We start from the raw sequence: 14,448 nt of genomic DNA, 5'->3' as shown, positions 1-14,448 counted from the left end.
CATATGCAGTTGAGCAGCTCACGAGGGGGAAGTGTGTCCCACACCGATCCGAACCGGCCCGCACCCGTCCTGCGCCTGGCCAACGTCACCCGCGTGCACGGGCGGGGCGCCGCCGAGGTGCACGCCCTGCGCGGCATCGACCTGACCGTCCACCCGGGCGAGTTCGTCGCCGTCATGGGCCCGTCCGGCTCCGGGAAGTCCACCCTGCTGACCCTGGCCGGCGGGCTGGACCAGCCCAGCGACGGCGAGGTGCTGGTGGAGGGGGTCGCCCTCGGCGGCCTCGGCCGCGGCCGGCTCGCCGACCTCCGGCGGCGCTCGATCGGGTACGTGTTCCAGGACTACAACCTGATCCCGGCCCTGACCGCCGCCGAGAACATCTCGCTGCCGCGCGAACTCGACGGCGTCCCGGGCCGCCGGGCCCGCCGGGAGGCGCTGGCCGCACTGGAGGAGCTGGGCATCGGCGAGCTCGCCGACCGCTTCCCCGACGACATGTCCGGCGGCCAGCAGCAGCGCGTGGCCATCGCCCGCGCCCTGATCGGCGAGCGCCGGCTGGTGCTCGCCGACGAGCCGACCGGCGCCCTCGACTCGGCCACCGGCGAGGCGGTGCTCGCCGTGCTGCGCGCCCGCTGCGACGTCGGCGCCGCCGCGATGATGGTCACCCATGAGGCGGCCCACGCCAGTTGGGCGGACCGGGTGGTCCACCTGCGGGACGGCGCGGTCGCCTCGGAGGCCCCCGGCCGCCGCTCCTCCGCCCGCCTCGCCGCGGTGCACCCCTCCGGTGCGGTCGGCGAGGTGGCGCAGTGAGGCTCGGAGCCTGGCGGGTCGCCCTGCGCATCGCCCGCCGCGACGCGCTGCGCGCCAAGGGCCGCAGCGCGCTGATCGCCGCCATGATCGCACTGCCCGTGCTCGGCGTCACCGGCGCCGACGTGGTCCACCGCAGCGGGCAGCTGACCCCGGCCGAACGGGTCGAGCGGGTGGTGGGCGGCGCGGACGCCCTGGTCACCTCGCTCGCCCCGGGCACACCGGTCGAGCAGGCCCCGATCGCCGAGGACGGCGCCTTCACCGTCCCGGCCCGCCCCGGCGACAAGCCGACGGCCGAGCAGGAGAAGGGCGCGAGCACCGACCCGGCCGCCCTGGTCGCCGCGCTGCTGCCGCCCGGCAGCGCGCTCACCCCGGCCCGGCCCGGGCCGGAGGCCGGCGCGGACTCGCCCGAGGGCCTGGTCCGCACCCTCACCACCGAGGCCGACCTCGGCGACCCGATCTGGCGCGGCCGGCTCGACCTGGTCGAGGGCCGCGCCCCGAGCGCCCCGCACGAAGTCGCCGTCACCCGGGCCTTCCTGGACCGCTCCGGGCTCAAGACCGGCGCCACCACCACCCTCCAGGGCCTGGAGCGCACCACCTACACCATCACCGGTGTGGTGGAGCACCCGAGCGAGCTGGGACGGGTCGAACTCGTCGCCCGGCCCGGCGAGTTGATCGAGCCGCTGAACACCGCGCTGGCGGCCGGCGGGCCCGTCGCGGAGAAGCCCTCGGCCACCCGGTCCGGCTGGCTGGTCCGGCTGCCGTCCGGGGCCTCCCTCGACTGGGCCGCCGTCCAGCGGTTCAACGCCCACGGCTACACCCTGACCGCGCGCTCGGTGGCGATCGCCCCGCCGCCCGAGCAGGCCGTCCCCTACTACCGCGACGCGTACCGCTACCACGACCCGACGGCCGCCAACAACACCAAGATGGTCGTCGCCGTCGTCAGCGGCATGGCGCTGCTGGAGATCGCGCTGCTCGCCGGGCCCGCCTTCGCGGTCGGCGCCCGCCGCTCCCGCCGCCAGCTCGCCCTGCTCGGCGCGGCCGGCGGGAGCCGGGCCCACGTCGGCGCGGTGGTGCTCGGCGGCGGCGTCGTCCTCGGCGTGACCGGGGCGGTGGTCGGCGTGGTGCTCGGCACCGCGGTGGTCGCCCTGCTGCGGCCGCGGATCGAGCAGTTCGGCGGCGTACGCTTCGGCCACTTCGCCGTGCCGCCGCTGGACCTCCTCGCGATCGCCGGGATCGGCCTGTTCACCGCGCTGCTCGCCGCCGCGCTGCCCGCGCTGCAGGCCGCCCGGCGCAGCGTCACCGCCGGGCTGACCGGCCGGGACACCGTCCGCGCCCCCAGCCGGCTGGTCACCTTCGCCGGCCTGGGACTGCTCGTCCTCGGCGCCGTGCTCGCGATGTACGGCGCGGGCGCCGTGAAGCGCGACCAGCCGGGCGCGGGCGGCTACGACACCCGTACGCTCACCGTGCTCGGCGGCTCGGTGACCGCCGAGATCGGCCTGCTGCTGTGCACCCCGATGCTGGTCGCCCTGATCGGCCGGGCCGCCGGGCGGCTGCCGCTCGGCCCCCGGCTGGCGCTGCGCGACGCCGCCCGGCACCGCTCGCGCACCGCTCCGGCGGTGGCCGCGGTGATGGCCGCGGTGGCCGGCGCCGTCGCCATCGGCGTCTACTCCACCAGCACCGACGCCGAGGACCGGCGCGACTACCGGCCGCAGGCCCCGTACGGCGCCGTCCAGTTGATGACGTACGTCGACGGGCCCCGGCTCACCGAGGAGCGGGCCGAGCTGGAGAAGCAGCTGTCCGGGCTCGGCCCGCGCGGCGACCTCGGCCAGGTGGAGTACCGCTTCTGCGACAACTGCTCCAGCGTCGTCCAGCTCCAGGGCCCGCCGGAGCGCCGCGGCCTGGGCTCGCCGCCGCACATCGCCGCCGGTGACGTCACCGTGCTGCACAACCTGTTCGCCGTCCACGACCCGGCCGCCGAACAGGCTTTGGCCGCAGGGAAGTTGCTGGTCTTCGACCGGTCCCTGGTGGGCGCCGACGGCAAGGCCGTGATGGTCCTGCGCGGCGGGGGCGGCGCTCCGCTGCAGCCCGGCGAGGTGCCCAAGCCGGACGTCCAGGAGGTCCCGGTCGACGCGGTGCTGGTCGACAACCCGGCCGCCGCCGACTTCGCCCAGGGCCTGGCGCTGCCCTCCGCGCTGCCCGCGCTCGGGCTCACGTCCCGGCCGTCCGGCTCGGTCTGGCTGCCCGCCACGCCGCCCGACCGCAAGGCCCAGCAGCGCGCCGCGGCGGCCGCCGTCCGGCTGGACCGCTTCGCCACGCTGGAGGTGGAGCGCGGCTACCAGCCCACGGGCGACGCGCTCAGCCTGGCGCTCACCGGCTTCGCCGCGCTGGTCGTGCTCGGCGCGGCCGGGATCGCCACCGGCCTGGCGGCCGCCGACTCCCGGCAGGACCAGGCCACCCTGGCCGCGGTCGGCGCGCCGCCGCGGATCCGGCGGAGCATGGCGGGACTCCAGTGCACCCTGATCGCCCTGCTGGGCGCGCTGCTCGGGGCGGTCAACGGGTTCGTGCCGGCGGTGGGGCTGCTGAAGTCCCGGGCCAGCGGGTTCGGGGCCAAGCCGGCGCTGATCACCGCGCCCTGGGGCGAGCTGCTGCTGATCGTGCTGGTGCTGCCGGTGGTCGCGGGGCTGCTCGCGGCGCTGCTCACCCGCTCCCGCATCCCGCTCGGGCGGCGGCTGTCCTGACGGCCCCGTCGGCCTCGGACACGTCTTGCACACGTACCGACCACCGGCTGACACCGCTTGGGCACCACCCGGGCACCGACCGTTACGCGCCGGGCGTCCGTCCCCTTCACCCGGGGGCGGGCGCCCGGCGCTCGCCGTACCATGGGCCGCGATCCGGCGGGCCAAGGGCGTCGGCGTCCGGTCCGGCGAGGGAGCAGAGGGAGTAGAGGGCGGTGCTGCGGGGGTTCGGGGACCTGGAGGCCGAGATCATGGACCGGTTCTGGTCCTGGGACCGGCCCGCCACGGTGCGCGAGGTGGTCGACGACCTCCAGCGGGACCGGGCCGTCGCGTACACCACCGTCACCACGGTCGCGGACATCCTGCACACCAAGGGCTGGCTGCGCCGCGACAAGGTCGGCCGCGCCTGGGTGTACCGGCCGAGCTGCACCCGCGAGGAGTACACCGCCCGGCTGATGCACCGGGCGCTGGAGACCACCCCCGACCGGGCGGGCGCGCTGCTCCACTTCGTCGACCGGATCAGCGGGGCGGAGGCCTCGGCCCTGCTCGCCGCCCTCGAACACGCGAGGTCCCGGGAGGCCGGGTAGTCCTCGCGCTCGGATCCGTCCCCGGACACGCCCCCGTGGGCCCGTCGGCGTGGGGGTACCGACGGGCCCCGGGTGGGGGTGGGGGGTGGGGGTTCGTGGGATTTGCCGTGTCCTTGACCCGCGCGCCTGAACCCGCGCGGCCGGACCGGCGTTGTCACCGGTGCCTCGTCGTCACCGGTGCCGCAGGTACGCCTCCGCCGTCCGGCGCAGCCGGTCGTGCAGCCCGTCGTAGGCGCGGGCCCGGCCGAGCAGGGTCTTCGGCAGCTTGGCGACCATCGTGTAGTTGGTGTCGCAGACGTTCGCCGCCGGGGCCAGCCCGGCCTGGCTGACCAGCTGGTAGGCGTCCAGCTGGTCCAGGCCGAGCAGTTCGCCGGTCCAGCCGACCAGGTCGTGCTGGCTGATCCGGAACGCGTCCTCCAGCGGACGGGCGGAGCCGGTGCTGATCAGGAAGTCGTCGTTCTCCAGCCGGGGCCAGGCCGGGCCGCCGCCCTTGACCAGGTCGACGATCACGGTGGTGCGCATCGCCGCCTCCACCGCCGTGCCGCACACCTCGCCCTCGCCCTGGCGGGCGTGGCCGTCACCGATGGCGAGCAGGCCGCCCTCGACGTTGACCCGGAAGTAGGCGGTGGTGCCGGCCCGCATCTCGGGGGTGTCCAGGTTGCCGCCGTGCGCGCCCGGGGTGATCGAGGCCAGCACCTCGCCGGCCGCCGGGGCGACGCCGACCGTGCCGTGCATCGGGTCGAGCGGCAGGTCCACCGTGAACCCGCTGTTGCGGGCCCGGAACCGGCAGACGCCCGCCTTGGCGTCCAGCTCGTAGACCCAGACCCGCTCCTCCAGCGGCGCGTGCAGCATCGCGGTGGTGTGGGTCGCGGTCAGCGCGCCGAAGTGCGGGAAGGTGCTGGAGACGCCGTACTCCCGGGCCGGGGTGATCTCCGCGAAGTGCACCGCGAGGACGTCCCCGGGCTCGGCGCCCGCCACCGCGATCGGGCCGGTGACCGGGTTGAGGTAGGGGAAGACGCACACCTGGCTGGGCAGGTCCCCGGTGCCGCGCACCTTGCCGCCGAAGCAGTCCTCGGTGGTCAACTCGACGACGGTGCCCGGCTGGACGGTGACCAGCGGGGCGCGGCCGCCGAAGGTGTAGGCGTAGTCCTCCGGGGTCGGGGACAGCCGGACGGTCTCGGGCAGGCTCACTGCTTCTCCTCGGCGGGGGTGCTGTTCATGGCGGTGCTGTTCGCGGCAGTGGTGGTCGTGGCAGTGGTGTTCGTGGTGGTGGCGTTCCCGGCCGTGGCACCGGTGGCGGCGGCCTCAGCATCGGCCTCGGTCTCGGCGACGGCCAGCCGGGGCCTGCGCCCGGTCGCCACCAGCCCGGCGAGCACGATCCCGCCGACGAGCAGCCAGACGAACCCGAGCCGCTGGGCGGCGATGTTGGCGTTGACCACCACGTACGCGAGGATCGCGAAGCCGAGCGCCGGGGCGATCAGGTGCCGCCAGTAGTCCTTGCTGCGCTTGCGGACCAGGTAGTGGACGACCACGGCGACGTGCAGGACCAGGAAGGTGGACAGCGCACCGAAGTTGACCAGGGTGCTCAGCAGGGTGATGCCGTCCTCACGCGAGGCCGTGTAGAGGCCGAGCACCAGCGAGATCCCGGCGGTCAGCAGGGTCGCGTTGACCGGCACCCGGCGGGTGGGGTGGATCCGGGCCAGGAAGGCGGGCAGCTGGCGGTCGCGGGCCATCGCGTACAGCAGCCGGGAGGTGGCCGCCTGGGCGACCAGCGAGTTGGCGAAGCCCCAGGCCACGGCGGTGGAGGCGGCGGTCAGCGTGGCGAGCCAGCCGCCGGCGGCGGTGCGGGCCGCGTCGTAGAAGGCGGTGCCGTTCGGGTCGCCGTCCCGGATCAGCGCGTCGGGGTCGGCGACCAGCAGCGAGGCGACCCAGGTCTGCACGATGAACAGTGTGCCCGCGAGCAGCAGCGCGGCGACCATGGACCGGCCGATGGCCTTGGCGGAGTCCCGGTTCTCCTCCGAGAGGGTGGAGATGCCGTCGAAGCCCAGGAAGCTGAGCACCGCGATCGAGACCGCCCCGAAGGCCAGGCTCCACGAGAAGGTGTGCCCGTTGTACAGCGGCGTGAAGTCGAAGCCCCGGCCCTTGCCGTTGGCCAGCGCGATCACGCCGACCACCACGAACAGGGCCAGCACGACGAGTTCGCCGATCAGCATCGCCTTGTTGACCCGGTTGGTGGTCTCGATGCCCAGGTAGTTGACCACGGTGTTGAGCAGTACGAAGCCGATCAGCCAGAGCCAGACCGGGATCGACGGCACCAGCGAGTTCATCGCGACACCGGCGATCAGGTACAGCAGCCCGGGCACCAGCACGTAGTCGAGCAGGATCATCCAGCCGGACAGGAAGCCGACCGGGGCGGCGATGCCGCGGCCCGCGTAGGTGTAGACCGAGCCGGCCATCGGGAAGGCCCGGGACATCTGGGCGTACGACAGGGCGGTGAACATCATCGCCACCATGCCGAGGACGTAGGCCAGGGCCACCATGCCGCCGGAGCCCTGGAAGACGCCGCCGAAGATGCCGAACGGTGCGATCGGCACCATGAACACCAGCCCGTAGACGAGCAGGTCGGTGAAGCCGAGCGAACGGCGCAGTTCCTGCTGGTAGCCGTAGCTCTCGATGCCCTGGGGTGCGGGTGTGTCGGCCATGGTGCTCTCTCTCCGTGACGACCCTGAGGGGGTGTGGGGAGACTGTAGAGGGAACTATTTCCAGATGGAAGGGTTTCGTTCCGACATTCCACCTGACGAGAACGGAGCACCCGGAGCCGGCTTGACCTACCGGGGCAGGACGGCGAAGCCGAGGCCCTCGGCCCGGGCCAGGTGGATCGGCGCCAGGCCCGCGGCCTCGCCGTGCAGCAGCCGGCCCGCGGCCGCCAGCAGGCCGTCCGGGGCCAGGGCCCGACGGGCCGCCAGGTCGGCGAGCAGCCGCAGGCCCTCGTACAGGCCCACCGCGTAGGCGTCCAGGACCGGCGCCCACGGACCGCACAGGGCCCGGTGCCGCTCGGCGAGGCTCTGCCGGCGCTCCTCGGCCAGCGTCGCGAAGGAGGGCATCGCCGCGTACAGCGTCCCGGTGTCGTCGCCGCCGAGCGCGAGCAGGCCGTTCTCCTCCAGGGAGCCGGAGAGCCGCACCAGCCCGCGGTCCAGCCCGCTGCGCCGCAGCGCCCGGTTGAACTGCACCAGGTCGCGCCCGATCAGACTGAGCAGCAGGGCGTCCGCGCGGGCCGAACGCAGCGCGTCCAGCAGCGGGTCGAGCGCCTCCTCGACCGCCCCGAAGGGGACCCGCCGCTCCAGCACCACCCGGGCGCCGGCCCGCGCCGCGAGTCCCTCGGCGGCCCGGTGGACGGAGCGCGGCCAGATGTAGTCGTTGCCGATCAGCGCCCACCGGCCGATCCCGTGACGATCCGTCAACTCCTGGATCGCCGGGCCGAATTGGCGGGACGGGTCGATGCCGGTGCAGAGCACTCCGGGCAGCCGGGAGCCGCCCTCGTGCGGCGGGGTGAAGACGTACGCGAGACGGCCCGCGGCAACGGTCTCGACCGCCCGGTGCACATCGCTGGTGTGGCACCCGGCGAGCGCGTCCAGCGCCCCGGCGTCCAGCAGGCGCCGCACCTCCCCGGCGACCGGGCCCGGCGCGCCGCCACCATCCACCAGCACCAGCTCCAGCGGGCGGCCGAGGACCCCGCCGCCCGCGTTGACCTCGTGCGCGGCGAGCAGCGCGCCGTCCAGCGCGGACGGGCCGGTGAGCCCGAGCGGGCCGGACTGCGGCACGACGAGGCCCACCCGGAACGCCGCCCCGTCCCGAGCCGAGTGCAGCGCATCGAGCGGATCGATCACCCTCACCTCGATGCTCACGGTGCGAGTATCGTCGTACCGCCGATATCGGGGAAGGCCGGAACGGGAGGGTCCGATGACCGCAGCTGGTGCCGCACCGGGGGTCGACGGCCGTCCCGGCGATCCCGCCGCCCGGACCGCCGCCCCGGCCGCCGAGCAGACCGTCGGCGCCGCGGCGCGACCCCCGGCCGCCCCGGAGCCGCTGCTGGTCGAGCTGGTCACGCTGGCCCACCGCAGGCTCTCCGGCGGCCTCGCCGCCGCCCTCGCCGAGGAGGACTGCACCGTCGACCAGTGGCGACTGCTGCGCGTCCTCGCGGACGACCGGGGGCACGCGATGGGCGAGCTGGCCCAGGCCCTGCTGATCCCGCAGGCGAGCCTGAGCCGGCTGGTGGACTCGCTGGCCGACTCCGGCTGGGTCTACCGGCGCCAGGACGACCAGGACCGCCGCCGGATCACCGCCCACCTCTCCCGCCAGGGCCGCACCCGGCTGACCCGGCTGGACGCCCTCGCCGCCGCCCACGACGCCGCCGTGCGCCGGGCCTGCGGCCTCACCGACCCGGCGCACGTGTTGCGGCGGCTCGCCGCGCTCTGACCGGCCCGGCCCGGCCGCCCCGGGCACACGACAACGACCCGCACGGACGACGACGGCCCGCCCCCGCCGAAGCGGGAGCAGGCCGTCGCGGCGCGCGATCGGACGCGGTCAGGCCGGGCGGACGGCGCCCTTGTAGGGCATCACGGAGATCGGCAGGACCTCGATGTTCTTGCCCGTGTACGGGGCGTGGATCATCTTGCCGTCGCCGATGTACAGGCCGACGTGGTGCAGGTCGTCGTAGAAGAACACCAGGTCACCGGGCTGGAGGTTGGCACGGTCGACGTGCGGGCCGTCCTTCCACTGCTCCTCGGACGTCCGGGAGATGGTGACGCCCGCCGCGCGGTAGGCCTGGCTGGTGAGGCCGGAGCAGTCGAAGGTCGCGGGGCCGGTCTTGCCCCAGCCGTAGGGCTTGCCGAGCTGGGCCTGGGCGAACGCGATGATGGCACCGGCCCGGCCGCTGGCCGACGGCACCGGGGCGTTCATGTCCGGGCGGTCGCTGGAGCGGGAGGCGCGGTCCTTGGCCGCGGCGGCGGCGGCCTGCTGGGCCTCGGCCTTGGCCTTCTCCGCGTTCTGCTGGGCGTTGATCTTGGCGCGGTCCTCGGCGCTGAGCTTGTTCAGCATCCCCTGGGCCTGGGCCAGCTTGGTCTGGATGTCCTTCTTCTGCTCCGCCAGCTGCGTGCCCACCGAGTCGAGCGCGGCCAGGGTGGCGGTGGCCTCGGCGCGGTCCTGGTCGAGCTTGCGCTGCTCGTCCTGGGCCTGCTTGAGCAGACTCGCCTGGGAGTCGGAGACCTGGTTCTGCACCGAGGCACGCTCCAGGTAGGCGGCCGGGTCGGAGTCGAGCATCAGCTGGACCGACGGGTCGATGCCGTTGGTGCGGTACTGGTCGGCGGCGACCGCGCCGAGCCGGGTCCGCAGCTCGTTCATCGCCTCCTGGCCCCGGACGACCTTCTCCTGGATCTGGTTGGCCTCGCCCTGGAGCTTCTGCTGCTTCGCCTGGAAGCCGTTGTACTTCTCGATCGCCTGCTCGGCGTCCTCGTTGAGCTGGTCGACCTGCTCCTTGACGGTGGCGAGGTTCGGGGTCGGCTCGGCGTGGGCGGTACCGGAGGCGAGGACCGCGCCGCCGGCCGCCATGGCCGTGGTGAGGACCGCCATGCGGGCCCGGCTCGGGGGGCTGGGCTTGCGGCGCTTTCCCATGGCGGTCGCTCTCCTTCGGGGGAATCTCGGGACGGTCCGGGCGGAGCGGGGGGACGGCTCGGCCGGTGCCTGGGGACGACGAAGGCGGGCAGGACGAGCAACGGGGGGGTGCTGCCCCGCCCACCTTCTTCGAAGTAACTTAATAGATGAGGGGCCGGGTTCCGCAATCCCCCTGATCATGACGTTTTGACAGCATGACAGGACATCGATCGCGTTCCGTGCCATCGGCGTTGACCTCGGACACCTCCGGACACCGCGGACACCTCCCACCACCCGGCGACCGCCGGTCGGATCACCGACGACGGCCCGGACGCCCCCCGGACGACGCGCTCGGACGACCGCGCCGCCCGCCTCCGCGGACACCCCGGACGACCCCACCCGGCACCTCCGACCCCCTGACCTCCGACCCCCTGCCGACACCCCTATCGGCCGCGGGTGCCAGCCGTCCCCGCACGCCATGGCACCCCCCGCCCCGGAGAGTGCTCGCGAGCGGCCGAACCGAGGGAAAGGTCACATGAGATTCCTCTCCTGCAGCCCCGCGCACGGGCGCTAACCTGCGCACATGAAGGTCCCGCCCGAAGGGCTCCCCCTCGCTGCCGAGTTCCCGGCCGCGCACCGAGAGCAGTGGCAGCAGCTCGTCCAGGGCGTGCTGCGCAAGTCCGGTGCCCAGCCCGAGGACGGTCCCGCCGCCGAGCAGGCGCTCACCACCCGGCTCCAGGACGGGCTGAGCGCACGCCCCCTGTACACCGCCGAGGACACCGACGCCGACCCGGGCTACCCGGGCTTCCCGCCGTTCGTGCGCGGCGGCCGGCCGCAGGGCTCCGCCGTGGCCGGCTGGGACGTCCGCCAGCGGCACGCCGACCCGGACCGCCGGCGCGCCAACGAGGCCGTCCTGGCCGACCTGGAGCACGGCGTGAGCTCGCTCTGGCTGGAGCTGGGCGGCGCGGGCCTCCCGGTGGACGCCCTGCCCGAGGCGCTCACCGGCGTGTACCTGGACCTGGCCGCCGTGGCGCTCGACGCCGGCGCCGAATTCACCGACGCCGCCGAGCAGTTGTTCAACCTGTACGAGGAGCGCGAGGTCTCCCCCGGTGCCGCCGCCGGCAACCTCGGCGCCGACCCGCTCGGCCTCCAGGCCCGCACCGGCCGGACCGACCGCACCGGGGCACTGCTCGCCGAGGCCACCGCGCTGGCCGCCCGCTGCGCCGCCGGGTACCCGGGCCTGCGGGCGCTCACGGTGGACGCCCTGCCGTACCACGAGGCGGGCGCCTCCCCCGCCCAGGAGCTGGGCTGCTCGCTGGCCACCGGCGTCGCCTACCTGCGCGCGCTGACCGCCGCCGGCCTCCCGGTCGACGACGCGCTCGGCCAGCTGGAGTTCCGCTACGCCGCCGACGGCGACCAGTTCCTCACCATCGCCAAGTTCCGTGCCGCGCGCCGCCTCTGGGCCCGGGTCGCCGAGGTCTCGGGGGCCGGTGCGGCCGCCTCGGCGCAGCGCCAGCACGCCGTCACCTCCCGGGTGATGATGACCGCCCGCGACCCGTGGGTGAACATGCTGCGCACCACGATCGCCTGCCTGGCCGCCGGGGTCGGCGGCGCGGACGCCGTCACCGTGCTGCCCTTCGACAGCGCACTCGGCCTGCCGGACGCCTTCGCCCGCCGGATCGCCCGCAACACCCAGGCGATCCTGCTGGAGGAGTCCCACCTGGCCCGGGTGATCGACCCGGCCGGCGGCTCCTGGTACGTCGAGCAGCTGAGCGAGGAGCTGGCCCGGGCAGCCTGGGCCTGGTTCCAGGAGATCGAGCGGGCCGGCGGACAGCAGGCCGCCCTGGAGTCCGGCCTGGTCGGCGAGCGGATCGCCGCGACCTGGGCCGAGCGCTCGGTACGGCTCGCCAAGCGGCGCGAACCCGTCACCGGCGTCAGCGAGTTCCCGCACCTGGACGAGCAGCCGCTGGTCCGCGAACCGGCCCCGGCCGCACCCGGCGGCGGGCTGCCGCGGGTGCGCCGCGCCGAGGCCTACGAGGCGCTGCGGGACCGCTCGGACGCCCACGCCGCCGCGCACGGCGCCCGCCCGAACCTCTTCCTCGCCTCGATCGGCACCGCCTCCGCGCACACCGCGCGCACCACCTTCGCCGCCAACCTGTTCCAGGCGGGCGGCATCGCGACGGTCTCGGCCGAGTCCGTCGACCCGGCGGCCTTCGCCGAGGCCTTCCGGGCCTCCGGCGCGACCGTCGCCTGCCTCTGCTCCAGCGACGCGCTGTACGCCGAGCACGCCGCCCCGGTCGCCGGCGCCCTGAAGGCGGCCGGCGCCGAACGGGTGCTGCTCGCCGGGCGACCCGCCGAAGTACCCGACGGCGTGGACGAGTTCATCTTCGCGGGGGGCGACGCGGTCGCCGTCCTGACCTCCCTGCTGGACCAGATCGGAGCCGCTCGATGATCCCCGACTTCACCGGAATCGGGCTGGACGGCGCCGGCGGCAGCCTCACGGGCGGCCCTGGCGTCACCGACGAGCAGTGGCGGGCCGCCTGGCGCCAGTCCACCGGCAAGGACGTCGACGAGCTGCTCTGGGACACCCCCGAGGGCATCGGCGTCAAGCCGCTGTACACCGGGGCCGACCTCGCCGGGCTGGACTTCCTGGAGACCTACCCGGGCATCGCCCCGTACCTGCGCGGGCCGTACCCGACCATGTACGTCAACCAGCCCTGGACCGTCCGCCAGTACGCGGGCTTCTCCACCGCCGAGGAGTCCAACGCCTTCTACCGCCGCAACCTCGCGGCCGGCCAGAAGGGCCTGTCCGTCGCCTTCGACCTGCCGACCCACCGCGGCTACGACAGCGACCACCCGCGGGTCACCGGCGACGTCGGCATGGCGGGCGTGGCGATCGACTCGATCTACGACATGCGCCAACTCTTCGACGGCATCCCGCTGGACAAGATGTCCGTGTCGATGACCATGAACGGCGCCGTGCTGCCCGTCCTCGCGCTGTACATCGTCGCGGCCGAGGAGCAGGGCGTACCGCCGGAGAAGCTCGCCGGGACCATCCAGAACGACATCCTCAAGGAGTTCATGGTCCGCAACACCTACATCTACCCGCCGCAGCCGTCGATGCGGATCATCTCGGACATCTTCGCGTACACCTCGCAGAAGATGCCCCGGTACAACTCGATCTCCATCTCCGGCTACCACATCCAGGAGGCCGGTGCGACGGCCGACCTGGAGCTGGCCTACACCCTGGCCGACGGGGTGGAGTACCTGCGCGCGGGCCTGGACGTGGGCCTGGACGTGGACGCCTTCGCACCGCGGCTGTCGTTCTTCTGGGCGATCGGCATGAACTTCTTCATGGAGGTCGCCAAGCTGCGCGCGGCCCGGCTGCTCTGGGCCAAGCTGGTCAAGCAGTTCGACCCCAAGAACCCCAAGTCCCTGTCGCTGCGCACCCATTCGCAGACCTCGGGCTGGTCGCTCACCGCCCAGGACGTGTTCAACAACGTCACCCGCACCTGCGTGGAGGCGATGGCCGCGACCCAGGGCCACACCCAGTCGCTGCACACCAACGCCCTGGACGAGGCCCTCGCCCTGCCCACCGACTTCTCCGCCCGGATCGCCCGCAACACCCAGCTGCTGCTCCAGCAGGAGTCGGGCACCTGCCGGGTGATCGACCCGTGGGGCGGCTCCGCCTACGTCGAGAAGCTGACCCACGACCTCGCGTCGAGGGCCTGGGAGCACATCCAGGAGGTCGAGGCGGCCGGCGGCATGGCCAAGGCCATCGACGCGGGCATCCCCAAGCTGCGCGTCGAGGAGGCCGCCGCCCGCACCCAGGCGCGGATCGACTCCGGCCGCCAGCCGGTGATCGGCGTCAACAAGTACCGGGTGGAGAACGACGAGCAGATCGACGTGCTCAAGGTCGACAACTCCTCGGTGCGGGCACGGCAGGTCGAGAAGCTGCGCCGACTGCGCGCCGAACGCGACGAGGCCGCGTGCCAGGACGCGCTGCGCGCGCTGACGGCCGCCGCCGAGGCCGGCCCGCAGCGCGGCGGCTCACTGGACGGCAACCTGCTGCACCTGGCCGTCAACGCGGCCCGGGCCAAGGCCACCGTCGGCGAGATCTCCGACGCCCTGGAGAAGGTCTACGGCCGCCACTCCGGCCAGATCCGTACCATCTCCGGTGTGTACCGAGACGAAGCGGGCCCGTCGGCCTCCCTCCAGCGCACCCGCGACCTGGTCGAGCGGTTCGAGCAGGCCGAGGGCCGCCGTCCGCGCATCCTGGTCGCCAAGATGGGCCAGGACGGCCACGACCGAGGCCAGAAGGTGATCGCCACCGCCTTCGCCGACCTCGGCTTCACGGTGGACGTCGGCCCGCTCTTCCAGACCCCGGCCGAGGTCGCCCGCCAGGCCGTCGAGGCCGACGTGCACATCGTCGGCGTGTCCTCGCTCGCCGCCGGACACCTCACGCTGGTGCCCGCGCTGCGCGCCGAACTCGCCGCGGCGGGCCGGGAGGACATCACCATCGTGGTCGGCGGAGTCATCCCGCCGCAGGACTTCGACGCCCTGTACGAGGCCGGCGCCGCGGCGGTCTTCCCCCCGGGGACGGTCATCCCGGACGCGGCGTACGACCTGCTCAAGTCCCTGGCGGCCGACCTCGGCCACGAGCTGTGATTGCC

General features: G+C 74.3%; 10 protein-coding genes. 6 read left to right on the top strand and 4 right to left on the bottom strand.

Annotation, left to right across the window (positions count from 1 at the left end):
- Positions 1-3 precede the first annotated feature (3 nt).
- The 3 genes from ACFRQN_RS10450 to ACFRQN_RS10440 all read left to right on the top strand — a co-directional run bounded on the left by ACFRQN_RS10450 (position 4) and on the right by ACFRQN_RS10440 (position 4,126).
- On the top strand, positions 4-804 hold the full coding sequence (locus ACFRQN_RS10450; protein ID WP_380739667.1) for an ABC transporter ATP-binding protein: 801 nt from the start codon (positions 4-6) through the stop codon (positions 802-804).
- Positions 801-3,542: an FtsX-like permease family protein gene (locus ACFRQN_RS10445; protein WP_380739665.1), complete on the top strand. Its 2,742-nt coding sequence runs from the start codon at positions 801-803 to the stop codon at positions 3,540-3,542. The genes ACFRQN_RS10450 and ACFRQN_RS10445 overlap by 4 nt, the downstream gene beginning before the upstream one ends.
- A gap of 215 nt (positions 3,543-3,757) precedes the next feature.
- Positions 3,758-4,126 carry a BlaI/MecI/CopY family transcriptional regulator gene (locus ACFRQN_RS10440; protein WP_049650008.1) on the top strand — a complete coding sequence of 123 codons (369 nt, stop codon included), beginning with the start codon at positions 3,758-3,760 and terminating at the stop codon, positions 4,124-4,126.
- Between the two features lie 171 nt (positions 4,127-4,297).
- On the opposite strand, the gene ACFRQN_RS10435 is transcribed toward ACFRQN_RS10440, so the two are convergent.
- The 3 genes from ACFRQN_RS10435 to ACFRQN_RS10425 all read right to left on the bottom strand — a co-directional run bounded on the left by ACFRQN_RS10435 (position 4,298) and on the right by ACFRQN_RS10425 (position 8,031).
- Positions 4,298-5,317, bottom strand: coding sequence for an acetamidase/formamidase family protein (locus tag ACFRQN_RS10435; RefSeq protein WP_049649998.1), 1,020 nt, complete (start codon positions 5,315-5,317; stop codon positions 4,298-4,300).
- The gene (locus ACFRQN_RS10430) at positions 5,314-6,828 is read right to left on the bottom strand and encodes an APC family permease (protein ID WP_380739663.1); all 1,515 of its coding nucleotides are present in this window, start codon (positions 6,826-6,828) and stop codon (positions 5,314-5,316) included. Before ACFRQN_RS10430 ends, ACFRQN_RS10435 begins: the two co-directional genes overlap by 4 nt.
- A gap of 126 nt (positions 6,829-6,954) precedes the next feature.
- On the bottom strand, positions 6,955-8,031 hold the full coding sequence (locus ACFRQN_RS10425) for an ABC transporter substrate-binding protein (protein WP_380739661.1): 1,077 nt from the start codon (positions 8,029-8,031) through the stop codon (positions 6,955-6,957).
- Between the two features lie 55 nt (positions 8,032-8,086).
- On the opposite strand from ACFRQN_RS10425, the gene ACFRQN_RS10420 reads away from it, so the two are divergent.
- On the top strand, positions 8,087-8,602 hold the full coding sequence (locus ACFRQN_RS10420; RefSeq protein WP_380739659.1) for a MarR family winged helix-turn-helix transcriptional regulator: 516 nt from the start codon (positions 8,087-8,089) through the stop codon (positions 8,600-8,602).
- Between the two features lie 108 nt (positions 8,603-8,710).
- Here the strand turns inward: ACFRQN_RS10420 and ACFRQN_RS10415 are convergent, their stop codons facing one another.
- Positions 8,711-9,796, bottom strand: coding sequence for a C40 family peptidase (locus tag ACFRQN_RS10415; protein ID WP_074002559.1), 1,086 nt, complete (start codon positions 9,794-9,796; stop codon positions 8,711-8,713).
- Between the two features lie 562 nt (positions 9,797-10,358).
- Between ACFRQN_RS10415 and mutA the strand changes: the two genes are divergently transcribed.
- The gene (mutA, locus tag ACFRQN_RS10410; RefSeq protein WP_380739657.1) at positions 10,359-12,227 is read left to right on the top strand and encodes a methylmalonyl-CoA mutase small subunit; all 1,869 of its coding nucleotides are present in this window, start codon (positions 10,359-10,361) and stop codon (positions 12,225-12,227) included.
- Positions 12,224-14,443 (top strand): methylmalonyl-CoA mutase, encoded by a 2,220-nt coding sequence (gene scpA / locus ACFRQN_RS10405; RefSeq protein WP_074002557.1) that lies wholly within the window; start codon positions 12,224-12,226, stop codon positions 14,441-14,443. The genes mutA and scpA overlap by 4 nt, the downstream gene beginning before the upstream one ends.
- Positions 14,444-14,448 lie beyond the last annotated feature (5 nt).

Origin of the sequence: Kitasatospora sp. NPDC056800, from assembly GCF_042789775.1 — a bacterium.
In the GTDB taxonomy this organism is placed as follows: Bacteria; Actinomycetota; Actinomycetes; order Streptomycetales; family Streptomycetaceae; genus Kitasatospora.
This window is presented reverse-complemented; position numbering and strand designations above follow the sequence as displayed.